Raw genomic sequence first — 25,971 nt, 5'->3', positions numbered from 1 at the left:
ACGATTCACTGCCGACTAGTCTACAGTCCATAACCAGTTTTTCGCACATGTGTTCAGAGACTCGCGGTTACGTTGCGTTCCTAGCGCGCCGACAGACACCTCATTACCCTGGGGCGCATGAACGACGTCATTACAATTAGCCCCTACTCCAACGCGCCGAGCACGCGCGGCGTTGAACGCATTGACTACGGCAATGTCACTATTTATAAGACCTCCGTCGGACCGATGGAAAACAACGTCTACCTTTTGGTCGACTCCCGCGAGCCCGACAATTCCCTACTTATCGATGCCGCCACCGACGCCGACCATTTAATCCGCCTGGTCGAGCACGTCGGCGCGCAGGTCCGCACGATTGTCACCACGCACTCCCACGGCGATCACGTCCAGGCGCTCGGCGAGCTCCTGCAGGCATTCCCTGCCCGCCACATCACGTCAAGCCTCGACGCTGCAGACATTCCCGAACCCGCCGACCAGCAACTCGACGGCGGCGAGACCATTACTTTCGGCCAGGGCATCACGCTTCCCACGTTCATCCTGCGCGGGCACACCAAAGGCGGCCTCTGTCTCGACCTGTCCGCCAAGGAAACCGGCGCGCTTTCCGACGACACCCCGTCACACCACCTCTTCGTCGGTGACAGCATCTTCCCCGGCGGCGTCGGTAAAACGTACTCGCCCGAGGATTTTTCGCAGCTTATCGACGATGTCGAGAGCCGTGTCTTCCACGTCTACCCCGCCGACTCGGTGATTCACCCCGGCCACGGCAAGGACACCACAGTTGGCGTCGAGAGCCCCGAGGTGGATAACTGGCGTGAGCGCGGTTGGTAGTGCTGGATGAGCGTGGTTGGTAGTGCTGGATGAGCGCGGTTGGTAGCGCTAGATGCAGTCGCAGCGTCTGAAAACTCGTCATTCCCACGACATAAATAGGCCAGGCTGCGTAGGATTAATAGTGAATTACAGCGACCAGGTGGCCAAAAACACGGTTTCACCTGGACGACAAAGGAGATGGAATTTAGATGATTCGCAAGTTTGCCCGACCAATGCTGGCCTCGGTTTTCGTTGCCGACGGTGTCGACACGCTGATGAACCAGAAGGATCATGAAGAGGGCGCACGCGACCTGATTGCCCGCGTCCGCTCCGTAACCCCGAACCAGTACAACAAGTACGTGCCAAATAGCGAGAAGCTGGTTGTTCAGGCCGTCGCTGGTACCAAGGTTGCCGCCGGTTCCCTCTACGCTCTGGGTAAGGCCCCACGTCTGTCCGCCACGGCTCTGGTCGCTGCACAAATTCCGACGATGCTGGCTCGCCACGCATTCTGGGAGACCCAGGACTCGAAGGAGAAGGCGGCTCGCCGCACTGGATTCCTGACCGACATCGGTCTGCTGGGTGGCCTCTTCCTGGCTACCGCTGACACCGACGGCAAGCCGGGTGTCGCTTGGCGCGCTGAGAAGGCTGGCAAGCAGCTGAACAAGAAGGTTCAGGCTGCCCTGCCGACCAAGTCTGAAACCGAGCAGCGCACTGAGGAAGTCAGCGCAGCTTTCGCTTCCGCCGGCGAGAACGTCCGCGAAAAGGCCGGCCTGCTCCGCGACCGCGCTTCTGAGGCCACCGATGGGGCTCGTGAATACGTCGAGGACAACAAGGACGGCTGGCGCGAGCAGCTCACCGGCGCCTTCGACACCGCTAAGAGCTACGTCGAGGACAACAAGGACGACTGGATTGCCAAGGCTAGCGAGCTCGCTGAGGACGCTCGCGACTACGCCGAGGACCTGGGCAAGGATCTCAAGAAGGACACTCGCAAGCAGCGCAAGGAACTGCGCAAGCGCGCAGCCAAGGCTTCTAAGGAGGCCAAGAAGTCTGCAAAGAAGGCGCAGAAGCGCCTGCAGTAAGTTTGCTGCCGCAGTTAAAGCGGTATACTTAAACGCTCCCCACGCCACGACGCGTGCGGGGGCGTTTTCATATTTTTATATTCATTCAGCACATCAATTAGCACTAGTTTTAACGAACTGTTGAGGAGACCAGGTTGGCGTCGCGCGCATCCGAGCCCGGGCAGGACCAGACAGGCCACACTGGCCGCACTGGCCAGGCAGGTCTGCCGGACCAGGCAAGTTCAGCACCACAGCGAGAAGAAGAGAGTACCCTCGCTGCAGAACAGACCTACGTCAATCGCGCGTTCAGCTTCCTCGACCGGGCACGCGAGCGCGACCAAGAGTACCTGCGCCAGGTCATGCTCATCGACGACCCGGACCCGCAAGCCCGCGTTGAACGCGAGGTGGAATACCACCGACTACAGGCTAACCTGGACCGCTACCGCTCAGCCGAGATTGGCCTGGTCTTTGGTCGAATCGATATCGATGACCCAGACCCCGACAATCCTTTGGCAGAGGAAGGGCCGGGGGCGACCGTCGATAAGCGATACATCGGGCGAATCGGCCTGTCCGATGAAAACGACGACTACCGCACGGTCATCATGGACTGGCGTGCCGATGGTGCGCGCCCGTTTTACCTGGCCACGACCGCGCATTCCGAGGGAGTCAGCCTGCGTCGACACCTGCGCACGCACGGCCGGAAGGTCCGCAGCATTGACGACGAATGGCTCTCCGGCGAGGAAGCCGACAGCGCACACGAAACCGAAGTCGAGGCTGGTGTCGGTGGCGAATCGGTGCTGCGCGAGGTCATGAATCAAGCGCGCACCGGCCATATGCGCGGCATTGTGGAGACCATTCAGCGCGAGCAGGACCTCATCATCCGCGACTCCACCCGCGGCACCCTGGTCGTCCAGGGCGGTCCCGGCACGGGCAAGACGGCGGTGGCGCTGCATCGCGTCGCGTGGCTTCTCTACACCTACCGCGATCAGCTGGCGAAAACCGGTGTCCTCATCATCGGCCCGAACACGACCTTCCTCGACTATATCTCGCGCGTGCTGCCGAGCCTCGGCGAAACAGGCGTGGTGCTGACCACCATCGCCGATCTCTACCCCGGCGTGCACGCTTCCGACGCGCTTATCGACGGGCACAACCCCGAACCCCTGGTTGCGCAGGAAGTTAAGGGCTCGATTGAGATGCTCACTATCCTGCGCGAAGCCGTGCGGGCCTACCAGGAGCTCCCCGCGGAGTCGCTTGAAGTCCATAACGACAACATCATCCTGACCATCACGCCAGAGATGGTGAAAGCCGCGCGAACGCGTGCGCGGCGGACTCGTAAACCACACAATCTGGCACGTCCGATTTTCCGGGATCACGTGGTGGAACTCCTGGCCGCACAGATGGCCGAGGTCATTGGCGCCGACCCGCTGGGCGGCGAAAACCTGCTGTCCGTGACCGACGTTGCCGACCTGCGCGACGAAATTGACGAATCCGGAGCAGTCGCTGACATCCTCGACGAGCTGTGGCCCGCACTCGCACCCGAGCAAGTGCTGTCGGAACTGCTGAGTTCCCGCGAGGCCATCGACTACGCCGCCAGCGATTACGACGAGCTGACGCGCGAGGCTCTCTACCGGCCGGAAGGCACCGACTGGATGCCTTCCGACGCCCCGCTTCTCGACGAGCTGGCGGAGCTCCTCGGCCCGGTTGGTGAAGCGGAGACCGATGACGAGAATTGGCAGGCCCGCGTCGAGGAGGCGCAGGGCGCGTTGGATACCCTGTCCAGCTCTGCGTCCCAGGACCTTGACGACGGCTTCGAGGCCGAGATTCTATCTGCGTACGACGTCATCGATGCCGAGGCACTGGCCGAACGCCACCGTGAGCGCGACCTGCGATCCACCGCCGAGCGGGCGGCGGCGGATCGCCTGTGGGCCTACGGCCATGTCATCGTTGACGAGGCGCAGGAACTCTCCGCAATGGCCTGGCGAATGCTGCGCCGCCGCAGCCCCAATGGTTGGATGACCCTCGTCGGAGATGTGGCCCAGACGGGCTCCCCCGCAGGCGCTGCGACCTGGGACGATGTGCTGGAACCGATTATCGGTTCGAGGTGGCATCTCCACGAGCTGACCGTCAACTACCGCACTCCGGCTGAGGTGATGGAGGTTGCCGCCAGCCTCCTGGCGGAGATTGATCCGGAGCTGGAGGTGCCACAGTCGATTCGCGCGACCGGCCGCAAGCCTGTTCAGGCCTGCACTGTGACGGAGGCGTTGGCACATGTGGAGCGGGTGGCGCAGCCGGATCGCCTGGTCGCGGTCATCGCCCCGGCAGAGTTGCTCGACGCCACGCGCGCGGAGGTGCGGGATTTTCTCGCTGGCCGAACTGGTGGAGATGGTGAAGATGGCGGGGCTGGTGGCTCTAATGCTGCCGACGCGACTAGCACCGATGACGCACCTTCTACTCACCCCAACAAACTCACCAACTGCGCGGTCTACGACATCACGACCTCAAAGGGCCTGGAATTCGACGAGGTCATCGTCGTCGCGCCCGACCAGATTGTGGCGCAATCTCCGCAGGGGCTACAGGACCTGTATGTTGCACTAACTCGTGCGACCCAGGGGCTAATTGTTGTGGCGCCTCAGCAGTCGAGCGTTTTGCCGGAGCTGCAATGGTTAGAATGACGAGGATAGTGCCGTACAGAATGAGTGAGACATAATGTCCCAAAACTATCTACCTCAGTTAGCTGAACTTCGCGCACGCCGTCTCATTGCCCAGAGGTTAGCTGCAAGTCAAGCACGCAGCGATTGGAATACAAATCTCAAGTCGCCTGCATTATCAGCAACGCATGGCATGGTTGCTCTACAAGGGCAGAATTATTCGAACGGTGTTAATGCCATCGCCCTACGCAGTGGCAGCACCTCCGACGATGTTTTAGCAGCCATTTCTTCTTTCGACATCGTTCGCTGTTGGTCTCAACGAGGCACCCTGCACTTTGTTTCAGCACAAGACGCGGAAGCAATTATGAGGTTGACGAATCCGCGCATCGAAAAGGCGGCAGCAAGACGCCGTACGACACTCGGACTTTCTCAAGATGATGTGCAGACCGCACGGGCAGCATTTCATTCCGAATTGCGCTCACGTGGTCTGTCCGACCCGCTGACTCGGACCGAAGCCTATGAGGTTTTCGCAGATCATGGAATAGACCCCACGGAACAAAGAGGCCCTCACCTACTGCGCACATTCGGCGGCGAAGGCGCTGTCATCCAAGGGCCACGAAAAGGAGCCCAAGATACCTTCGTCCTGCTTACCGACGTAACTTTCAAAGGCGGCCTCTCAGAAAAAACCACAGAGGGCTCCAGCACAGGACACTCAGCTGAATCCACGCTGGCCGACATTGCCTGGCGCTATGTTGATTCCCGCGGACCTATCTGTGTAGCTGACTTCGCGTGGTGGCTGGGACTGACGAAAACTCAAGCGAAAAAGGCCCTTAAGCTTATCGACCACTTAATAGTTCCTTTCTCCCTCGATTCCTCCGCCTCTTCGCACGCGCCAACTGACACAGAATTCACCGGCGAACCCCTCACGCAAAATGAGTACTTCATGCCGGCATGGCAGCAGAACGTAACTGAGGCCGAGCTTGAAGCCGCGCTTTCACTGACGCTTCGACTGCCCGCTTTTGACGAGTACCTCATGGGCTATGGCAGCCGTACCGAAGTTCTTCCTGAATCCCTTCGCAACCAGGTCTTAACTAGAAATGGAATTAGCTGGCCTTTTGTAGTTGAAGAAGGAGTTATCACCGGACGGCAATAGAAAAACCGGCACCTCAACTCAGAGGCGCCGGTTTAAAACGAAAGCTAAATTGTTAGCTCACGGTTTTATTAGCTCACAGTGTGAACGATCATGACGTCACAGTCCGACTGACGAGCAACATCAGCCGGCACGGAGCCCAGCAGACGACCAGTCAGCGAGTTAATACCGCGGTTACCAACCACCAGCAGGTCAGCGCGACGGTCGGTGACCAGGGACATCAGAGCCTCAACCGGGGAGCCGGAGCGAACCTCGGTCTCAACCTTGGTCGCGCCGACGGCCTCTGCGGCCTCCTTAGCAGCAGCCAGGTTCTTCTGAGCCGGGTCATCACCGAGGACCTGGACCGAATCCTGGCGCAGGGTCTTGGACGCATCCTCTGCAGTCTCGTAGTAAGCGCAGCCGATAACCAGGGTGGCATCGAAAGCGGCAGCAATCGAGGCAGCGCGCTCTACTGCGAGCAGCGACGACTTAGAACCATCCGTGCCGACAACAATGGTCTTGTAATCACTCATGAAAACTATCCCTCACTGTGGAAGTTGCATTAAAACAGTTCATCGTGCGTAACGCCGTCGTTGCCCCGAACTCACTGGCCAGAGGCACTTTCGCGAATACACTGTTTTACTTCCCACAACAGTAGCAAAAAACTACTCGACACCGGCCTCAATCATCCCCTTAAGTTCCTTCTTGAGGTCGAAAATCTCATCGCGCAAGCGCCCCGCGAGCTCAAACTTCAACTCACGCGCAGCCGCGGCCATCTGCTCCGACAGATCCGCGATAAGCGCCTCCAGCTCAGCCCGCGGCATCTGCTTACCGCTGGCACCATCGGCTGCGCCCGAGCCGTCGGCACGCGAGAGCAGCGCATCGGCGGCCGCACCGGTCTTGCCTTCGTAATCGGTGTCCGCGTTGTCGTAAACCTGATCCAGGATGTCCGCAATCTTCTTGCGCAGCGGCTGCGGATCGATACCATGCTCGGTGTTGTACGCAATCTGCTTTTCGCGGCGGCGCTCCGTCTCGTCGATGGCGAACTGCATGGAATCGGTGATCTTGTCGGCATACATGTGCACCTCGCCGGAGACGTTTCGCGCGGCACGACCAATCGTCTGAATCAACGAACGCTCCGAACGCAGGAACCCCTCCTTGTCAGCGTCAAGGATTGCCACCAGCGAAACCTCGGGCAGGTCCAGCCCCTCGCGCAGCAGGTTAATACCGACCAGCACGTCGTACTCACCGAGACGCAACTGTCGCAGCAGCTCAACGCGCTTGAGCGTATCCACATCCGAGTGCATGTACCGCACCTGTACGCCATTTTCGAGCAGGTAGTCGGTCAGGTCCTCCGCCATCTTCTTCGTCAAGGTGGTCACGAGCACGCGCTCGTCACGCTCGGTGCGCTTTCGGATCTCGCCGATCAGATCATCAATCTGTCCCTCAGTCGGCTTAACGACGATCTTGGGGTCCACCAGCCCAGTCGGACGAATGACCTGCTCCACATACTCACCACCGGCCTTCTCGAGCTCATAGTCACCCGGCGTTGCGGACATGAACACGACCTGGCCCACGCGGGCATCGAATTCATCGAACGTCAGCGGGCGGTTATCCAACGCCGATGGGAGGCGGAAACCGAAATCGACGAGGTTACGCTTACGGGAGGCATCGCCCTCGAACATGCCGCCAATCTGCGGCACGGTGACGTGCGACTCATCGATGATGGTGAGGAAGTCCTCCGGGAAATAGTCGATGAGTGTCGCGGGGGCCGAGCCCGGCGCGCGACCATCGATGTGGCGCGAGTAGTTCTCAATACCGGAGCAGAAGCCGACTTGCTCGATCATTTCGAGGTCGTACTCCGTGCGCATTCGCAGGCGCTGTGCTTCCAGCAGCTTGCCGCGGTTTTCTAGGTCTGCCAGGCGTTCGGCGAGCTCGGCCTTGATGTCCGCGACGGCACGTTCCATGCGCTCCGGGCCGGCGACGTAGTGCGTAGCAGGGAAAATGCGCAGCTCAGGGACTTGGTCGATGACATCGCCTGTGACTGGATTGAGGTAGTACAGCGAATCAATCTCGTCGCCGAAGAACTCCACTCGCACGGCCTTTTCTTCGTAGGCCGGGATGATGTCGACCACGTCGCCTTTTACTCGGAAGGTGCCGCGGGTAAAGGCGATGTCATTGCGGGCATACTGAATGTCCACCAAAAGGCGCAGGAACTGGTCGCGATCGACTTCCTCGCCCTCCTTCAGCCACACCGAACGGTCGAGGTAAGACTGCGGGGTACCCAGGCCATAGATGCAAGAAACAGAGCTGACGACGACTACGTCGCGACGCGACAACAGCGCTGAAGTAGCCGAGTGGCGCAGGCGCTCCACATCCTCGTTGATGGAGGAATCCTTTTCAATATAGGTATCGGTCTGCGCGATGTAGGCCTCGGGTTGGTAGTAGTCGTAGTAGGAAACGAAGTACTCGACCGCGTTGTTTGGCAGCAGGCTGCGGAGCTCATTGGCCAGCTGTGCCGCCAGCGTCTTGTTCGGTGCCATGACCAGGGTTGGCCGTTGCACCTTTTCAATCAGCCACGCTGCGGTGGCTGACTTGCCGGTACCCGTGGCACCCATCAGGACTACCTCGCGCTCGCCTCTATCTAGGCGCTCCGACAGTTCCGCGATTGCCTGCGGCTGGTCGCCCGAGGGCTCGAACTCGCTGATGACCTCGAAGGTTCCCTCCGCGCGCTCGACTTCACCGACGGGACGGAACTCCGAGTGTGCGAGGACGGGTTGCTCTGCTGCAAATGCCATAGTTCCCAGCGTAGCGAAGGCTGCTTTACATGGGCTGGTTATGCTCGCTTCCCTGGGCTTTGGGGTGGCTGTGGGGATTTGGGGCCAGCACAGGCACCGCAGGCATCGCAGGCATCGCAGGCATCGCAGGCGGGGTTCCGCTTCACCAGCTGGCCCTTAGTACGCAGCGACTGGCTCCTGGTGAAGCGCAAGCCGTCTTATCGATGGTCCGCGGGTGCGAGGTTGAGGTTGAGGTTGAGGTTGAGGTTGAGGCTGCGGCTGGGCGGCTGCGGGCGGCCGGGGTTATCCACACCTTGAAAGTTGTCCACAGATTGGACGCGGAGCCTCTCTCAAAGAAAAGCCCCTGGATCAAAAAGACTTAGAGTCCCGACCATGGGAAGTTTCACCACGGCCGAGTTACGTGCACTCGGCATCGGAGAGAAAAAGACCAGAGCCCTCCTACAACAAGGCAGGCTAACTAAATTAGTACGTGGCCTCTACATTGACGACCATTCTCCCGCCTCAGTCGCCCGAGCAATCACAGGGCATTACAAAAAGATTGCTCTAAGCGGTAAAAGCGCAGCTCAAATCCACTTGAGACTTCCCCTGACATTTCCTATTCAGACAGAAGGCGCGGGATCAGTTCAAGCCGAAACCTTCTCCATTAGGCATAGCCGCCTGCCGGCCTGCACCAACATCAATGGCCTCCCAGTTGTCGAAGCACTCTGGGCAGCACGAGCTTCAAAAGACTATGCACGCAGAATCCTGGAAACACACTACTCCGGCCGGGACGGCGAGAAGCGACTCAACCACGACCTCAGCCGGATGCGGAAAGTCCCCGCATGGCTGCGTGAAACCATCGCCACCACGCCAATCGGCGCATGCAGCGAACTCGAGCGCAAGCTGGCTCGCCCATTGATTAAGCGCGGGTACCGGATCCGAATGAACCAATTCATCGGCCCCTACTGCTTCGACATCCTGCTTGACCAGTGGAAAATAGCCATCGAAGTCGACTCCGAGAAGTACCACGCGAACGAGGACTCATTCATCTCAGATCGTTGGAAGACCAACTCCGGCACGCTGCACGGCTGGATAGTCCTGCGGTTCACAGACTCATGCATCAATTGGAATCTCGACAGCGTCCTCGACGAAATCGAGCAGGCAATCCGATGGGTACAAAAGCGCCGTCCCCGCGTGGACTATAAACCAGGATGGCCTGCCTGCCAGAAAGTCTGGGAGTGGAATCCAACGGTTGGCTACGCCAATAAGCCGCGATAAAAAGCCGATATCGCGAGATAAACGGCCATCCATTTGCCGAATTGTTATTTATTTTGTAATGAAAACTGACCAAACAGCAACTAGCCTGGCGCCTATGAACACCTCGCGCCGCACACTAGTCCACACACCCGCTACGACTCGCCCAGGTTCCACCACTCGAAAAGCATCCTCACACCGAGCCTTTGTGGCCGGTATCCTCGCTACCACCGCATTGGCTTTCACCGCCTGTTCCGCACAAGGAAATGAGGCGGCGACTGACCCGGCTAGCGCTGAGAATGCTAATGTCGAGGGCACCGCGGCTGACGCAACCGCTGCAGAAACCACTACCATTACTCAGACCGAGAATGGCGTGTCTGACAAGAGTTCAGGCAACACGCCCAACCCAACCGGCTCTGCACCGGATCAGGGAGACGATACAACGACGGCGGAGACCGGCGGCACGTCGACGTCGTCAAGCGAAAGCGGTGACAACGGCGAAGGCAGCGGACTTCGTCAGGACATGACCGCTGAAATCTACAACAACCCCTCGCCGGGATCCACCTTCATGGCGGCCGGCGAACAGGCAACCACCTGCATCTACGGCGATGGGCACGGCCTCAACCTCATCGCGGCGGGGCCAAACACCAGCTGCGACTTTGCGAAGGCTGTATTCAACCAGCAGACCGAGGGCCTTAACGCCTCGGAGGACAATATCCGCGACCATTTGCAGCCAAACATCAAGGCCAAGAGCCCCGCGACCGGCAAGACCTACGACCTCAGCTGCAGCACACAGGACGACGTTGTCGTGTGCACCGGCGGCAACAGCGCGAAGATTTACATGTACTAGCGCACCAGGTGGCGGTCGGCAGGCGGTGCAACTGCTGGCCGCCGGCTGCAATCCCCCGAAAGAAACTGCAACAAGCGCACAATCTTCCGCCTACAGTAAAACCATGACCGTTTCCCGCTTGCGCCCTTTCGACGAGACCATTTTCGCCACCATGTCCCGCCTCGCCACTGAGTACGATGCAATCAATCTTGGGCAGGGCTTCCCGGATTGGGACGGGCCGGCGAAGGTGCTCGCGGAGGCGCAGCATCAGATAGCTGGCGGAAATAACCAGTACGGACCCGGCCGCGGTATGAAGGTACTCCGCGAGGCCATCGTCGCCGATCGCGCCCGCCGTACGGGGCAGGTCTACGATGCCGACGCCGAATGCCTCGTCACGGTCGGAGCCACGGAGGCGATTGCCGCCACTGCCTTGGGGCATCTCGAACCCGGCAGCCACGTCATCGTCATCGAGCCGTACTACGACTCGTACAAAGCCGCCATCGCACTGGCTAACTGCACATATACCGCGGTGCCGCTCATCCCCACAGCTTCCGGCACGGCGCGCTCCTGGTCGCTCGACCGCAGCGCGCTTGCCGATGCCGTCACCGCCGAAACGGCCATGATCATCATCAATTCGCCGCACAATCCCACCGGCACCATCCTCAAAAACGAGGACTTGCAGGCCATCGCCGATGTCGCCATCGCAAACAATCTGCTTGTGCTTGCCGACGAAGTCTACGAACGCCTGTACTTCAACGGATTGTCGCACTCTTCCATCAGCACTCTGCCCGGCATGCGTGAGCGCACCATTGTTGTGTCCAGCGCCGCAAAGACCTTCAACGTCACCGGCTGGAAGATTGGCTGGGCGCTCGCTCCGGCCGAGTTGCTCGATGGCGTGGTCAAGGCCAAGCAGTTCTTGAGCTATGTCGGTGCCACTCCTCTTCAGCCCGCAGTCGCTCGTGGCCTGAAAGAATGTGCTTCATGGGTGGACGACCTAGCGAGGCAGCTCGAGGGGAACATGCGGCTCCTCGCCGATGGGCTGGAGGGTCTTGGCGCCGACGTCTTCACGCCGCAGGCAGGGTATTTTGTCGTCGCTGATGTCTCGAGCTGGGGGCTTGGCGACGCACTGGAGACCTGCACCCGCCTGGTCAAGGAATGCCGAGTCGCAGCTATCCCCGTTACCGCTTTTGTGGATGACCCGGAGTCAGAAAAATACCGCTACCTGGTGCGATTCGCTTTCTGCAAGCGCGCCGAGGTGATTGAGGAGGCGATCGCGCGGCTGCGGGATTATCTTGCCGGTCGGTCTTCCTCCTAGATGGGCTTCCGCTGGTCAGCCTGCTTGCGGAACTGTTTACTGGTCAGCCTGCTATTGCCCGGCCTGTAGCTGACGAATCTGGTTCAGCGGCTGAATAATCCGCTCCCAAATCCGGTCGACCTGGCGCACGAGATTCTCCTCGGTGCCTGAGTTTTCCAGGACCACATCGGCGAACTGCAGACGCTTGTCATCGCTGATTTGCTTAGCGATCCGCTGCTTCGCATCCTCTCGGTCTACACCGCGGCTTTCCACCAGACGGTCGAGACGGACCTCCACCGGGGTATGCACAACCACGACGAGGTCCTGCGCGTCCGACTGCCCCATTTCAATTAGCAGCGGAGAGTCGAACACGATGATGGCGTCACCTGCCGCGTTGAACTGCTCTTCGGTGCGCTGCTCAATACGCGGGTGAGTGATGGAGTTCAGCAGCTCCGTCTTCTCCGCGGATACGAAGGCCCGCTTCGCAAGCTCGCTGCGGTTGAGGGAGCCGTCGTCAAGCAAAATGCCCTCGCCGAAAGCTTCGGCGAGTTCGGCCAGCGCCGGTTCGCCGGGTTCGACGACGTCACGAGCAATCTGATCAGCGTCGATGATGGCGGCACCGAGCTCGGCAAACCTACGGGCGACCGTAGATTTTCCACTGCCCATGCCACCGGTTAGTCCTACTTTGAGCATGTCTCTAAGGGTACGTGGACACGCCCCGGCACGTTAGTGCTTTACGACGAGATCCTCGATGCGGTGGCCCTCTTCAACGGGATCCGGGTTGACTGGGTCCGGAGCAGTGCCATTACCGAATGGGCTGCCACCAAGGGCTTCACGGCCGTGCGGCTGGAGCAGGTCGGAGAGCTCCGGGCCCTTCGGGACAATGCCAAGCGGATTGAGGTCGCGGTGGACCTCGTAGTAGTGGCGCTTGATGTCGACAAAGTCAGTGGTGTCGCCGAAGCCAGGTGTCTGGAAGAGATCGCGCAGGTAGTTGTATAGAACCGGCATCTCGGAGATCTTGTTCCGGTTGCACTTGAAGTGGCCGTGGTAGACCGCATCGAAGCGGATGAGGGTCGTGTAAAGGCGAATGTCGGCCTCAGTGATGTGGTCGCCCATGAGGTAGCGGCGGGTCTCTAAGCGCTCAGATACCTTGTCTAGGGCGCTGAACAGGCGGTCGTAAGCCTTGTCATAGGACTCCTGCGAACCCGCGAAGCCGCAGCGGTAGACACCGTTATTGATTTCGGTGTAGATGAACTGCATGAGCTCATCCATTTCCTCACGCATCTCCTCCGGGTAGAGATCCGGGGCGCCGTCGCGGTGGAACTCGACCCACTCGGTAATGAAGTCCAAGGTGATCCAAGGGAAGTCGTTGGTGACGACCTCACCCGACTCGATCTCAACGATGGCGGGGACGGTAATACCTCGCTGGTAGTCCGGGAAGCGCTTGAGGAATGCCTCCTGCAGGCGCTCGTAGCCGAGTATTTCGTCGCGGCCACCTGGTCCCTTATCGAATGTCCAGGAGCGGGCATCGTGAACCGGCCCTGGAATTCCGACCGAAATTGCATCTTCCAAGCCGAGCAGCCTGCGAACGATAAGCGTGCGGTGTGCCCACGGGCACGCACGAGCCGCAACAAGACGGTAGCGCCCGGCTTCAACGGGCCACGTCTTAATCCCCTCGCCTATCTCGCGACCGTTCTTGACAATCCGGTCATTGATATAGCGAGTGTCGCGGTTAAAGTCCTTGCCCTCCTGGGAGTACACCCCACCGGTGGAGTGCGAGGAGTCCTCTACCTGATTAGCTTCATACTTTGTTGTCATATCATCAACCATATGGGTAGGCAGACAGGCTGTCAACGGCGGCCAGGACAGCCAGAGCCCCAAAATCGACAGGGCCACCAGGGCCATTAGGGCCATTAGGACGGCTTGCGCTTCGCCAGCAGCCGGTTACTGTGCAGCAAGCCACTTCTGGTGAAGCGCAAGCCCGCCTTAGGCAGCAGCGGTGCCACCTTCAGCGCCCGAAGTCCCAACACCAGGACCAAAAATGCAGCAAGCACCCAAGCCGCCACTAGAAAAACAAGGCCGAGCGGGTGCCCGTCGTAAAGCAAAGAAAGCACGAAAAAGCCCCAGCGAGGAAAACCTCGCCGGGGCGACTTCTCAAAGGGCCGTATAAGCCTTTAGCGGTCTAGCTTAGTTGCCAGCCAGCTTCTCGCGCAGTGCAGCGAGCTGCTCGTCGGAAGCCAGGGTGCCGCCTGCGTTGTCTGCAGCCGGTGCGGCCGGAGCAGCCGGAGCTGCCTCGCCGGACTCGGAGGAGTAGTTCGAAGCGGTCTCTGCAGCCTCGGCAGCTGCAGCGCGGTGACGCTCGATCTGGGCAGCGTGCAGCTGGTGGTGACGCTCTGCCTCTGCGTAGCGAGCCTCCCACTCTGCGCGCTGGGTCTCGAAGCCCTCCATCCACTCGTTGGTCTCCGGGTCGAAGCCCTCCGGGAAGATGTAGTTGCCCTGCTCGTCGTAGGAATCGCCCATGCCGTACTTGGTCGGGTCGAACTCTTCGGTGAAGTCCTCATCAGCCTGCTTGAGGGACAGGGAGATACGACGACGCTCGAGGTCGATATCGATGACCTTGACCATGACCTGCTCGTCGACGGAGACAATCTGGTCCGGAACATCGATGTGGCGGGAAGCCAGCTCGGAGATGTGAACCAGGCCCTCGATGCCTTCCTCGACGCGGACGAACGCACCGAACGGAACCAGCTTGGTGACCTTGCCCGGAACAATCTGGCCGATTGCGTGAGTGCGGGCGAAGACGCGCCACGGATCTTCCTGAGTAGCCTTCAGGGACAGGGAAACGCGCTCGCGGTTCAGGTCGACCTCGAGAACCTCGACGGTGACCTCGTCGCCAACCTGGACAACCTCGGACGGGTGGTCGATGTGCTTCCAGGACAGCTCGGAAACGTGAACCAGGCCGTCAACACCGCCGAGATCGACGAATGCGCCGAAGTTGACGATGGAGGAAACGACACCCTTGCGGACCTGGCCCTTCTGCAGCTGGTGCAGGAACTCGGAGCGGACCTCAGACTGGGTCTGCTCGAGCCATGCACGGCGGGACAGAACGACGTTGTTGCGGTTCTTGTCGAGCTCGATGATCTTGGCCTCGATCTCCTGGCCGATGTACGGCTGGAGATCGCGGACACGACGCATCTCAACGAGGGAAGCCGGCAGGAAGCCACGCAGGCCGATGTCGAGAATCAGGCCGCCCTTGACAACCTCGATGACGGTACCGGTAACCGGCTCGTCGTTCTCCTTGAGCTGCTCGATGGTGCCCCAAGCACGCTCGTACTGAGCGCGCTTCTTGGACAGGATGAGGCGGCCTTCCTTGTCTTCCTTGGTCAGGACCAGCGCGTCGATCTCATCGCCAACTTCGACCACTTCATCAGGGTCGACATCGTGCTTGATGGACAGTTCGCGGGAAGGAATGACACCTTCAGTCTTGTAGCCGATGTCGAGAAGAACCTCGTCGCGGTCAACCTTAACGACGGTGCCCTCAACGATGTCACCATCGTTGAAGTACTTCATCGTCGAGTCGACAGCGGCCAGGAAATCCTCAGCGGTGCCAATGTCGTTGATGGCAACCTGAGGGACGTTAGAAGTGGACATATAAGATGTGCTCCGAAGCGGATAGAAATCGAAAAACGGACAATTTCGGCCTTGCCGCTCAAAGAAACTCCTGGACAACCGGGCCAAATCCGCTTTCGGCGAATCTCGCCATTGGCAATTAGTTAACCCGATGTCCCCCGGAACTCGAGGCTGCAAAGTCGGCATGCTAATGCATACCTAGCGAACAATACCGATTTGAGCTGCGACATTCAAGTCCGCAACTCATGCCCGGCAAGTCCGCAAAAGGTCCGCCGGCCGCGACCGCCGCCCCGCCTTCACACCACTAATGCGCAGCAGCATCCCAGTTCACACCAGCACCGATGGAAACATCCAGCGGTACCAGCAATTCAGCCGCCGAGTCCATCTCCCGATGCAACAGCTCCTTGATTGCCGCCTCTTCCCCATCTGCAACTTCCACAACCAGTTCGTCGTGAACCTGCAGGAGGACACGCGAGCGCAACCCGCCGCGTCGTAAAGCATCGTCGACCCGGAGCATCGCAATCTTAATAATGTCTGCCGCCGACCCCTGGATGGGCGAGTTCAAAGCCGCGCGTTCCGCGTTATCGCGAGCGATGCGGTTGTCGGCGTTGAGTTCCGGCAGGTAGCGGCGCCGATCGAACATCGTGGCCGTAAAGCCGTCCTTGCGCGCCTGCTCAACAACCTTGTGCAGGTAATCGCGCACGCCGCCGAAGCGCTCGAAGTAGTCCTCCATGAGCTTCTTCGCCTCGCGCTGCGGGATATCGAGCTGCTGCGCCAGACCAAAAGCACTCAGACCGTAGGCCAGTCCGTAGCTCATCGCCTTCACACGACGACGCAGCTCGGGCGTGACCTCATCAATGCCGACGCCGAAGACCTTCGAGCCGACGTAGTTATGCAGGTCCTCGCCCTGTCGGTAGGCCTCAATCAGCCCCGGATCCTGCGACAGGTGCGCCATCACACGCATCTCAATCTGCGAGTAATCCGCGGTGATCAGCTGCGCATAGCCATCGCCCACCACGAACGCCTCACGAATCCGTCGCCCGAACTCCGTGCGCACCGGAATATTCTGCAGATTCGGCTCCGTCGACGACAGGCGCCCCGTCGCCGCGACCGTCTGATTAAAAGTCGTATGAATACGGCCATCATCGGCGACGGCCTTAATCAACCCCTCGACGGTTGACTTCATCTTCTGCGACTCGCGGAACTTCAGCAGGTAATCCAGGAACGGATGTGGGTTGACCTTCGCCAACCCCTCAATTTCCTTCGCCGCCGTGGAATAGCCAGTCTTCGTCTTCTTCGTCTTGGGCATTCCCAGCTGGTCAAACAGGACTTCTTGCAACTGCTTCGGCGATCCGAGATTCAGCTCAGGCTTATCGACGAGGTTGCGAGCCTCACTCTCCGCCTCATCGGTAGCCGCCTGCGCCTGCTTGCGAAGCTCCTCGAGCGCATCGACATCCACAGCGATGCCAGCGCGTTCCATCCGGCCAAGCACTGGAGCAAGCGGAACTTCCAGGTCGGCGTACACACTGTAGAGCCCGGCCTCGTCGAGTTCGACAGCCAGTCGCTCAGCCAGGTCGATAACGGCGGCGACATGGGAAGCGTCTTCGGCCGGGCCATCGAGCAGGGTCATCTGACCGTCGGCCTGCGAAAGAGTCTGCCCCAGGTGTCGCTGGACAACGTTGTCCAAGCTGTAACTGCGCTGACTTGGGCGCAGCAGGTACGCGGCCAGGAAGGTGTCATGGATGACCCCTGCCAGCTCGAAGTCGTAGTTCCAGAGCGCATGCATGGCCGTTTTACAGTCATGCACCAGCTTCGGGTGGTCGCCTGCGAGCCACTCGCGCAGTGTGTCGGCATCTTCTGCGGATAGCTCGCCGAGGTCGAGAGAAACGGCCCGACCGGAGGTCTTGCCCTTCTCATCGGCGGAGCCAATCATCAAGGTATGCTCCCCGACCTGCAACGCGGCTGGCTCTTGCAGTTCATCGAGCCAGGCAGCCAGGGCACCGTCGTCAAGCGAAACAGCCTCGAGCTTTGTCGCGCTGTCGCTGGTGGAGGCGGTGACGCCCGCACCTTCGATGGAAAGGGTGCGGAACACGCGCTCGCGAAGGTTGTCGCCGAATTCGAGCCGGTCGAAGAAGTCGATGATTCCCTGGGCGTCGGCGGGACGGAGCTCGAGCTCGTTCGGACCGTACGGCAAGGGCAGATCCTTGACCATTTCGGTGATGTCGCGGTTTAGCTGGACGTTTGCGACGCGCTCGCGGAAGTTGTCGCCGACTTTGCCGCGGATTTCGTCGGCGTGGTCGATGAGGTTCTCCAGCGTGCCGTACTGAACGATCCACTTCGTCGCGGTTTTCTCACCGACCCCCGGAATGCCCGGGAGGTTGTCGGAGGGGTCGCCGCGGAGAGCCGCGAAGTCCGGGTACTGAGTCGGCGTTAGGCCATACTTCTTCTCAATAGCCGCAGGCGTGAAGCGATGCAGCGTGGTGACGCCGCGCATTGGATAGAGCACCGTGGTGGTGTCGTTGACCAACTGGAATGAGTCGCGGTCGCCGGTGACGATGAGAGTTTCGAAGCCCTCAGGCTTGGCCTGGGTAGCCAACGTCGCGATGATGTCGTCGGCCTCGTAGTTGTCCTTTTCCAGTGTGACGATGCCCATCTCTTTCAGCACCTGTTGAATAAGCGGCACCTGACCACGGAATTCCTCAGGAGTCTTCTCACGCTGGGCCTTATACTCCGGGAAAATCTCGTTGCGGAAGGTCTCGCGGGCGACATCGAAGGCGACCGCCACGTGCGTGGGCTTTTCCTCGCTGAGGATATTGGACAGCATGGAGAGGAAGCCGTACACCGCGTTCGTTGTCTGACCGCCGGTGGTTGAGAAATTATCCACCGGAAGGGCAAAGAACGCGCGGAAGGCCATGGAATGACCGTCGATAAGCATGAGGGTCTTCTTCATGACATCCCAGTGTAGGAAAATATTGAACAGCGTAGGAAAACTGAGATTCGCGCTGGGGACTCGCGGGCCGCGCAGGATGAACTGTTGGCCGACCAGCTTCGGTGAATAATAATTACGGTAATCAGGCTGTATTTTGAAACGGGTTCAGCAGCCCCTTAGTCCACCTGAACAGTGATTCGCAAGAGGGAGCCTCCCGAGCGTCGCCTGGTACTTGTTTTCAGTTTCCGAAATGCTGTAATCCAACTTTAATATTCGCCTTATTTTCCTGGAGTTTTTCCATATTTTCCAACGATTGTTCAACAACAGGCATAGAACCTGCCCCCAATGAGGCGTCTAGAAATTACCCCCTCTTTGAGGTGGCCGCGAAAACATATCGCCACGTCCTGCGCGTGCACCTGAAAGCAATTGGCGTAGTTACGCTTTCATGGCTTTAGACTCGTCAGCATGAGTGAGTTCGATTCGACCAATTTCCAACGGAGTGCCCAGTCCACCCGCGAGCGCATTATCGCGGCTGCAGCTCGGCACTTCGCGCGCAAGCCTTTGCGAAGCGTGCCGCTGAAGGAGATTGCCAGCGATGCTGGCGTTAGCGCGCCGCTCATCATCAAGTACTTCGGCTCCAAAGAAGGCCTCATGGCCGAACTGATTGACTTCAGCCAGTTCAAAGGCACGCTCAGCCGAGCTCCCTTCAATGAACTTGGCCAGCGGATGGCCAGCGCAATTTTGACTGGTCAAGGAATGGCCGGACAGTCCATGATTCCGCTGATTGTGGGATCCCTTGACTCCCAGGAAACTGCAAAAGTCATCGCCGAACGGTTCAATGAAGCTATCGCCGACGACTTGATTCACCGCATCGAAGAAGACGGCCCAGAGGACATCAGCCACGAAACTGCTGTGTACCGCAGCCAGATGGTTATTTCCCTCTGCGTCGGATACCTAGTTCTTTCCGATACCGGTTTGATCGACGAGGCCAACGCGCCGAAGATCTCGGTCGAGGCCCTGGGTAGCTGCCTGCAGCAGATTATCGAGCACGGCTAAGGTCCGAGCACAGCTGAGGAAGCAGCCTCACCACCCAGCACCCACCGCCTACTCCTGCGTAACTCACTGAATCAGCAGCGCCGCCCCAGGCGCTGCTTTTTTATTTTGTGTCCTTAATCGCACTCCGAAGCTGCTAATACACACACGGAAATACGGTTCTTCTCAGGTGGAAGACATACAATGGCCTGCGATGTCTACTGAAAATATGAGCGCTCCTGGTGCAGAGTCGACTACGCTGCCGACCACGAGCCCCTACTCTGAAATCCCGAAGCCGACCCCGCTGGGTGTCATCGTCAACGCGGTGCGTGGTGGTCTCATTGGTCTCGCCGAGACGATTCCGGGTGTCTCCGGAGGTACGCTTGCGCTGATTACGGGCATCTACGGACGCCTGATTGAATCGGCAAAGCGCATCACCGACCTGCCGCGGGCAATCTCCAAGGGCACCTTCAAGGAGGACCTACGCAGGGTTGACTGGTGGCTGCTCATCCCGGTGGCTATCGGCATGGTTGCCATAGTTTTCTCCATGGCTGGCATCATGGAGGACTTCGTCACCAATCAGCCGGTCGCTTCCCGAGCACTGTTCATGGGCATGATCGCCGCCTCAATCACCATGCCGCTGAACGAGCTGCAGCCGGGTGCCCTGCGTCAGCCGGGTATGCGAGGCAAGGCCATCGCTGTCTTCCTGTTTTTCAGCGTCGCCCTGTTCGCGCTGACTTCGCTACCCCAGGCCGCACCGACACAGCCACCTCTGTGGCTCGTGCTCATCGCCGCTTCGATTGCCGTGTGCGCACTAGTGCTGCCGGGCGTTTCCGGTTCCTTCTTCCTGTTGGTCATCGGACTCTACGCGCCGACCATGGGCGCAATTCATGACCGTGACGTCGCCTACATCGGCACTTTTTTCGTCGGCGCACTGATCGGTATCGTCCTGTTCATCCGCCTCCTCGAATGGCTGTTGAGCACACACCAGGCGCTCACGTTGGTCGCCATGTCCGGACTCATGCTCGGTTCGCTGCGCGCTCTCTGGCCGTGGCAGACCAAAAACAACGAGCTCCAGGGCATCGGCTCCGACTGGGGACTCGCCCTCGGACTGTTCATTCTCGGCGCCGCAATCGTCAGCGTCGTCGCTTATGCGCAGCGCCGTTTTTCTAATTCGGGGTCGATGGACTAGACTAGTCAAGGTCGCTTCGGCAGAGCATTTTCGCTTATCGACGGCTTTGCGCCCCTGTAGCCCAATTGGCAGAGGCAACGGATTCAAAACCCGTCCAGTGTGAGTTCGAGTCTCACCGGGGGCACGATTTTAAAACCCGCTTTCACCTGACGTTTAGCCTGGTGGGGGCGGGTTTTTTCTTGGGTTAGTATTCACTATCTTTCACTCTTTTCACGCACTTTCACGTACTTTCACGGGTATTTTGAGCCAAAAGTGAGCCAAAAATGAACCGCGTATTACGTGCTAGGTCCTGCGTTAGCTCCTGGGTGAATCAGTTTTCGGGCATAAGAAAACCCCGCCACCACCGATGAACTGCTCCCCATTAGTTGGACTGAGAAATCAGTTACCGACTAGTGGGGAGCAGTTCAAGTGGAACGGGGCATCAACTGTTTTGCCAACTATGCGGACTCATCAATTCCGCAGCGCTCAATCGCGTTGTCAAGCGCTTCCTCAACACCAAACCAATCATCGTTGAACTCATTCAGCTTCGGGATGTATGACCGAATGATGTCAACAGCACTTCGGGGTATCGGTACTTGGATAGCACAAAGCGCTGAATTGAGCGCCTCCGCAGGATATCCGCCGTCCTCATAGTCTTCCATCGTGTGCCGTCGTGCTGTATTTCCAAGCAACAGAAGGAGTTTGTCGGCTACCGCATCAAACGCCTCATATTCAATTTCATTGTCAACGGGGAGAACTCGGCTAGGGTCAATATATGTCACCTTCGCCGGCATAACATCATCTAGTGCCATACGATTTTCCCTCTCTTTCTTACCTCGGATGTGCCGCTACCTGGAGGTTTTAGCGGGTAGTCAAACTCCGTACGACACATTTTAGTAAAGGCATTATCCAGCCCATACTGCAGCATTTTCACAGTTATTTTCGTTTACGACTACTCATTTGGTCACTTTGACTGCACGAGATATGAACTCATCAATCTCTGGTGAATCTTGGTGTGTCTTCTTAATGCATTTTCCTCCAACAGTTAATAAATAAGCTGGACTACCTTCAGGCTCGCCTTCAGCAGCACCTATCATCCACGAGCCATTAGAGAAATATGCATAATCAGCCATCTAATCCACATTTTTCTCGGCACAATCTGCACCGCGCCGAAGTTTTGCTGCCGACAGTCGCTCAACTGCCAGGGCACGCCATAAAACAGCCAAGACGGTTTCCGCTTCACCAGCAGCCGTTCAGTGTGCAGCAAATGCATTCTGGTGAAGCGGAAGCCGTCCTTTTGCAGCATGCATCCAACTGGGGCTCAGGCCAATCGGCGTCATCACCAAACGAAACCCGCTGCTACAGGTTATCCACCGCGTACTGAGCTTCCTCCGGAGTAAACTGTTCGCCGTATTCCGACGTCAGTTGCTCGTAAACCGCATCCGGGGACATAGCCATCGAATCCTGGTAAGAGCGCGCCTTTTCCAGTGCATTCTTATTCCAGTCCACTTCAAGGTTGTCCATTGCATACTGGGCAGCCTCCGGCGAGAACTTCTCGCCATACTCCGAGGTCAGCTGGTCATAGATGCCGGCCTTGGACATGTGCATCAGATCCGAGTAGCTCTTGGCCTTTCGGAGAGCATTCTTGTACTCGGTCGGAACCTTCTCATCCTGCTTATCCTGTTTTTCCTGCTCCTCCGCCTGGCCCTGCTCCTCTACAGCAGCCGCAGGATCCTCAGCGAAATCGGCATTCTCAACAGAGCTCGAATCAGCCGCAACTGCAGTATCCGAACCAAAGAGAGACACAGCTTCAGAATCGCCGCCCGAATCAGCATCGCCGCCACCGGTCAAGCTGGCCGCCACGGCTAGGACCACGACAGCACCCGCGGCGATACCACCCCACTTGAAGCAGCCACCCTTCTTCTTTTCTTTCGGAGCCTGAGCCATCTGCCCAGCTGCCGACGAACCCTGCGGGTAGGACTGCTGACCAAGCGGATCCTGCGGGTTGTGCTGGTAGGACTGCTGCCCCAGTGAAGCCTGCGGATTCTGGGAGCCATACGACCCCTCGGGGCCATACGGGTTCTGTGGGCCCTGCGGGTTCTGAAGGAAACTGGAATCGGACATCGTAAGAAGCCTCCTGTGTAGAAGTTGCAATAAACGAACAGCTCTCTGTCGTCAGTTGGAACTATCTCAGCAACCCCGGATTCAATCTTTCGCACTACACAAATATTTTCGATTCACGAACCATACCCCCCGCTGGAGGTAAGAAAAAACCAGGCCCTACCCCGCCAAACAGGGCATTGACCTGGCTAAACTCTCTAAAACCTAGCTTTCAACCTTGGCCAGCGCTTGCTCAATATCGGCGATAATATCGTCAACATTTTCCAAACCAATGGACAGTCGGACAAGACCAGGGGTGATCCCCACCGACGGCAGCTGCTCATCCGGAACCTGGCGGTGCGTAGTGGAAGCCGGGTGCAGCACACAGGAACGAGAGTCGGCCACGTGCACCTGACGAGTCACCAGCTGCAGCGCATCCATGAAGGTCGTACCAGCTTCACGGCCGCCCTTGAGGTCAACCGTGACCACGCCGGAAGCTCCGTCGAGGTACTTCTGAGCAAGCTCGTAGTATGGAGAAGATTTCAGGCCGGGGTAACGAACGTCGTTAAGCAAATCCGTGCGCGATTCGAGGTATTCGGCGACCTTCAGTGCGTTCTCGCAGTGACGACGCATGCGAACGTCGAGACTTTCGAGCGACTGATTCAGCATGAAGGCTGAGTGAGCAGCTGGGTACGCGCCAAAGTCGCGCTGTAGCTGCATGCGCGCCTTAATGACGAACGGCGCGACGGCGTAGTCCTTGGTGTACACGACGCCGTGGTAGGACTCGTCGGGCTCGGTAAAGTCGGGGAACTTGCCGTTGGTGAAGTCAAACTTGCCAGAGTCGACGATGACGCCGCCGACCTGGATTGCGTGGCCGTCCATGTACTTAGAAGTGGAGTGGACGACGATGTCTGCGCCGTGCTCGATGGGCTTACACAGGATCGGGGTGGCGAAGGTACTGTCGACGATCAGCGGTACCCCCTGGCCGTGGGCGATGCGGGCGAACTTCTCGACATCGAGCACACTCATCGCCGGGTTGGCGATAATTTCACCAAATAGCGCCTTGGTGTTCGGCTTGAATGCTGCGGCGATTTCCTCCTCGGAGGCATTCTGATCGACGAAGATCGCCTCGATACCGAAGCGCTTCAGAGTGGTAGCGAAGAGGTTTGAGGTACCGCCGTAAATCTCAGAAGAGGTGACAAACGAGTCGCCCGCGGAGCACAGGTTCATGATTGCGAGTGCAGTTGCCGCCTGGCCGGAAGTGGTAGCCATTGCTGCGGCGCCGCCCTCAAGGTCGGCGATTTTCTCTTCGACGGCCATAACCGTTGGATTGGCGAAGCGGGAGTAAATCAATGCGTGAGTTGGTTCGTCGAAGACCGCAGCGATGTCGTCGGAGGAGTCGAACGTGTAGGTCGTAGACTGGATAATCGGCACCTGACGCGGGTCTTTATTACCTGGTACGTAGCCGGAGTGAATGAGTTTAGTCTGATCTTGCATGGGACGAAATGGGCCTTTCAATTGATTGAATTCTGATTATAGGGCGCGAAGTGGCGCAATTTGAGCTTCAGCAGCAAGGTTCCGCCCCCGCTCCCCCAACCGCTAAGATTTTATTTTCCACCCCACCGTCCATATAATGAGATACCAATCCCGTATGGCAAGACTGGTTTAGTTTTACGCACACCACTACGTATCACCTGCCAGGCTTTGCTCCCGGCTTTACGCACTGCCCACCAGCAGCTCACGCCGCGGTCGAGTTTTCTCAAAGTACAAAGTACTCAGTACTCAACACGTTTTGGACTGTCATCATGCCTGCTGCGAATTCTTCCTCTAGCTCCTCCGACCACACTGCGAACGCGAACTCCCCTAAGACGCCGCTTCACGTCGTGCCGGAGGACACCGCCCCCACAGATCCGTCGTCCATCACAGATGCGGAAATCTTCGAGGCACACCGCGGCGGTAAGCTCCGCTCGCACTCGACCATGAAGCTCGAGACGATTCGCGACCTCTCCATCGGCTACACCCCAGGTGTCGCCCGCGTCTGTGAGGCCATCCACGAAGATCCGGCCCTGGCCCGCACCTACACCTGGACCGGCCAGAACGTCGCGGTGATCTCCGACGGCACCGCAGTCCTTGGCCTCGGCGACATCGGCCCCAAGGCCGCACTGCCTGTGATGGAAGGAAAGGCCCAGCTCTTCGAGCAGTTCGCCGGTATCTCCGCAGTGCCAATCGTCCTGGATACCCTCGACACGGAGGAAATCATCCAGACGGTCAAGGCGCTGGCACCGTCGTTTGGCGGAGTGAACCTCGAAGACATCTCCGCGCCTCGCTGCTTCGAGATCGAGCAGCGTCTCGACCAAGAGCTCGACATTCCTATCTTCCACGACGACCAGCACGGCACCGCCATCGTCATCGCCGCCGGCCTAATCAACGCCTGTAAACTGACGGGCCGCAGCTTCCAGGATCTCCGCGTGGTCATCTCCGGCGCTGGTGCCGCTGGTGTCGCTGCGACGAAGATGCTGCTGTCCGCTGGCGTGTCCGACATCGTTGTCGTCGATTCGCGCGGCATCATCCACCCGGACCGCGAGCCGCTGAGCGACATCAAGCAGTGGGTCGCCGGCATGACCAACCCACGCGGCATCACCGGCTCGATCAACGATGCGCTTGTCGACGCTAACGTGTTCATCGGCGTCTCTGCCGGCCGTATCGGCGAGGATGCGATTAGCCAGATGGCCGCTGACCCGATTCTGTTTTCGCTGGCCAATCCGATTCCGGAGATTCCGATGGAAGTCGCACGCAAGTACGGCGCAGTGGTGGCCACCGGCCGCTCGGATCATCCGAACCAGATTAATAATGTGCTGGCCTTCCCGGGTCTGTTCCGCGGCGCACTGGAGGCGGGCGCCAAGCGGATCACCGAGGCCATGAAGCTGGCTGCTACTCAGGCGATTGCAAATGTCGGTGTAGAAGACCTGAGTGCCGACCGCATTATCCCGTCGGCGCTGGATTCGCGCGTGATGCCAGCCGTGGCGAAGGCGGTCCGCGATGCCGCGCTGAGCGACCCGGCATCCGGCGCGGTCGGCGCGCTCGATGTCACTGGCAATGGTTTTGCCGCAGCTGAAGCAAGCTAGAAAACCAGCGGTGATTAGCGCCCCCGTGTAAATCGGGTCTGGATAAGGTTTTGTTCCTTAGTTCAGACCCGATTTTTGTTAGATACTTCGCACCAACACCCGCAGTTCCCCACTCCCAGAAGCCTGAAAAGTGTGTGGTTTTCCTGCACCAGCCCAAGGCGCAGCTGAATAGGGGTACCGAATTTAAGGTA

General features: G+C 58.8%; 21 protein-coding genes and 1 tRNA gene. 11 read left to right on the top strand and 11 right to left on the bottom strand.

The genetic code is table 11. The features are described from left to right. The first annotated feature begins 117 nt into the window (after positions 1-117). The 4 genes from HMPREF3042_RS06125 (at position 118) to HMPREF3042_RS06110 (ending at position 5,663) form a co-directional block, all read left to right on the top strand. Positions 118-825: an MBL fold metallo-hydrolase gene (locus HMPREF3042_RS06125; protein WP_070856527.1), complete on the top strand. Its 708-nt coding sequence runs from the start codon at positions 118-120 to the stop codon at positions 823-825. 188 nt (positions 826-1,013) lie between these two features. Continuing rightward, on the top strand, positions 1,014-1,883 hold the full coding sequence (locus HMPREF3042_RS06120; protein WP_049170361.1) for a DoxX family protein: 870 nt from the start codon (positions 1,014-1,016) through the stop codon (positions 1,881-1,883). A gap of 134 nt (positions 1,884-2,017) precedes the next feature. Then, positions 2,018-4,534 carry a HelD family protein gene (locus HMPREF3042_RS06115; protein WP_070856525.1) on the top strand — a complete coding sequence of 839 codons (2,517 nt, stop codon included), beginning with the start codon at positions 2,018-2,020 and terminating at the stop codon, positions 4,532-4,534. Positions 4,535-4,568: 34 nt separating this feature from the next. After that, positions 4,569-5,663, top strand: coding sequence for a DNA glycosylase AlkZ-like family protein (locus HMPREF3042_RS06110; protein WP_038625658.1), 1,095 nt, complete (start codon positions 4,569-4,571; stop codon positions 5,661-5,663). Positions 5,664-5,731: 68 nt separating this feature from the next. Here HMPREF3042_RS06110 and HMPREF3042_RS06105 read toward each other — a convergent pair whose 3' ends face one another. Further along, a complete protein-coding gene (locus HMPREF3042_RS06105; protein ID WP_005511992.1) occupies positions 5,732-6,172 on the bottom strand; it encodes a universal stress protein in 441 nt (146 codons plus the stop codon). A 132-nt stretch (positions 6,173-6,304) separates the two neighbouring features. Further along, complete coding sequence (gene uvrB, locus HMPREF3042_RS06100; protein WP_070600849.1) at positions 6,305-8,437, bottom strand: excinuclease ABC subunit UvrB; 2,133 nt, start codon at positions 8,435-8,437, stop codon at positions 6,305-6,307. Between the two features lie 372 nt (positions 8,438-8,809). On the opposite strand from uvrB, the gene HMPREF3042_RS06090 reads away from it, so the two are divergent. The 3 genes from HMPREF3042_RS06090 (at position 8,810) to HMPREF3042_RS06080 (ending at position 11,814) form a co-directional block, all read left to right on the top strand. Beyond that, positions 8,810-9,694 (top strand): DUF559 domain-containing protein, encoded by an 885-nt coding sequence (locus tag HMPREF3042_RS06090; protein WP_070851924.1) that lies wholly within the window; start codon positions 8,810-8,812, stop codon positions 9,692-9,694. Between the two features lie 94 nt (positions 9,695-9,788). Further along, the gene (locus HMPREF3042_RS06085; protein ID WP_246822350.1) at positions 9,789-10,520 is read left to right on the top strand and encodes a hypothetical protein; all 732 of its coding nucleotides are present in this window, start codon (positions 9,789-9,791) and stop codon (positions 10,518-10,520) included. Positions 10,521-10,623: 103 nt separating this feature from the next. After that, positions 10,624-11,814: an aminotransferase class I/II-fold pyridoxal phosphate-dependent enzyme gene (locus HMPREF3042_RS06080; RefSeq protein ID WP_070600846.1), complete on the top strand. Its 1,191-nt coding sequence runs from the start codon at positions 10,624-10,626 to the stop codon at positions 11,812-11,814. Between the two features lie 51 nt (positions 11,815-11,865). Here HMPREF3042_RS06080 and coaE read toward each other — a convergent pair whose 3' ends face one another. The 5 genes from coaE to polA form a co-directional block, all read right to left on the bottom strand. Next, positions 11,866-12,486 (bottom strand): dephospho-CoA kinase, encoded by a 621-nt coding sequence (gene coaE / locus HMPREF3042_RS06075; RefSeq protein WP_070600845.1) that lies wholly within the window; start codon positions 12,484-12,486, stop codon positions 11,866-11,868. A gap of 33 nt (positions 12,487-12,519) precedes the next feature. Continuing rightward, on the bottom strand, positions 12,520-13,611 hold the full coding sequence (locus HMPREF3042_RS06070; protein WP_246816224.1) for a glutathione S-transferase family protein: 1,092 nt from the start codon (positions 13,609-13,611) through the stop codon (positions 12,520-12,522). 95 nt (positions 13,612-13,706) lie between these two features. Further along, a complete protein-coding gene (locus HMPREF3042_RS10790; protein ID WP_141764788.1) occupies positions 13,707-13,907 on the bottom strand; it encodes a hypothetical protein in 201 nt (66 codons plus the stop codon). 73 nt (positions 13,908-13,980) lie between these two features. After that, on the bottom strand, positions 13,981-15,444 hold the full coding sequence (rpsA, locus tag HMPREF3042_RS06065) for a 30S ribosomal protein S1 (RefSeq protein WP_005510285.1): 1,464 nt from the start codon (positions 15,442-15,444) through the stop codon (positions 13,981-13,983). A 283-nt stretch (positions 15,445-15,727) separates the two neighbouring features. Next, a complete protein-coding gene (gene polA / locus HMPREF3042_RS06060) occupies positions 15,728-18,358 on the bottom strand; it encodes a DNA polymerase I (protein WP_070856563.1) in 2,631 nt (876 codons plus the stop codon). 459 nt (positions 18,359-18,817) lie between these two features. Here polA and HMPREF3042_RS06055 point away from each other — a divergent pair, with 459 nt between their 5' ends. From HMPREF3042_RS06055 to HMPREF3042_RS06045, 3 genes are all read left to right on the top strand, one after another. Further along, a complete protein-coding gene (locus HMPREF3042_RS06055) occupies positions 18,818-19,408 on the top strand; it encodes a TetR/AcrR family transcriptional regulator (protein ID WP_070856520.1) in 591 nt (196 codons plus the stop codon). A gap of 190 nt (positions 19,409-19,598) precedes the next feature. After that, positions 19,599-20,576 (top strand): DUF368 domain-containing protein, encoded by a 978-nt coding sequence (locus HMPREF3042_RS06050; RefSeq protein ID WP_070856518.1) that lies wholly within the window; start codon positions 19,599-19,601, stop codon positions 20,574-20,576. Positions 20,577-20,626: 50 nt separating this feature from the next. Then, positions 20,627-20,700: transfer RNA gene (locus HMPREF3042_RS06045), tRNA-Leu, on the top strand. Between the two features lie 313 nt (positions 20,701-21,013). On the opposite strand, the gene HMPREF3042_RS06040 is transcribed toward HMPREF3042_RS06045, so the two are convergent. The 4 genes from HMPREF3042_RS06040 to HMPREF3042_RS06025 form a co-directional block, all read right to left on the bottom strand. Then, entirely contained in the window at positions 21,014-21,367 is a 354-nt protein-coding gene (locus HMPREF3042_RS06040; RefSeq protein WP_070831628.1) for a hypothetical protein, read from the bottom strand. A 144-nt stretch (positions 21,368-21,511) separates the two neighbouring features. Next, positions 21,512-21,688 (bottom strand): hypothetical protein, encoded by a 177-nt coding sequence (locus HMPREF3042_RS10865; protein WP_168168089.1) that lies wholly within the window; start codon positions 21,686-21,688, stop codon positions 21,512-21,514. A gap of 226 nt (positions 21,689-21,914) precedes the next feature. Next, positions 21,915-22,679 carry an Ltp family lipoprotein gene (locus HMPREF3042_RS06030; protein WP_083327432.1) on the bottom strand — a complete coding sequence of 255 codons (765 nt, stop codon included), beginning with the start codon at positions 22,677-22,679 and terminating at the stop codon, positions 21,915-21,917. A gap of 201 nt (positions 22,680-22,880) precedes the next feature. Further along, complete coding sequence (locus HMPREF3042_RS06025) at positions 22,881-24,152, bottom strand: O-acetylhomoserine aminocarboxypropyltransferase/cysteine synthase family protein (RefSeq protein WP_070856514.1); 1,272 nt, start codon at positions 24,150-24,152, stop codon at positions 22,881-22,883. 308 nt (positions 24,153-24,460) lie between these two features. Between HMPREF3042_RS06025 and HMPREF3042_RS06020 the strand changes: the two genes are divergently transcribed. Then, the gene (locus HMPREF3042_RS06020; RefSeq protein WP_070856512.1) at positions 24,461-25,780 is read left to right on the top strand and encodes an NAD(P)-dependent malic enzyme; all 1,320 of its coding nucleotides are present in this window, start codon (positions 24,461-24,463) and stop codon (positions 25,778-25,780) included. Positions 25,781-25,971: the final 191 nt, after the last annotated feature.

Source organism: Corynebacterium sp. HMSC074C05 (assembly GCF_001838325.1).
Taxonomy (GTDB): Bacteria; Actinomycetota; Actinomycetes; order Mycobacteriales; family Mycobacteriaceae; genus Corynebacterium; species Corynebacterium amycolatum.
The sequence above is the reverse complement of the archived record's forward strand: the minus strand, read 5'-3'. Positions and strand labels throughout refer to the sequence as shown.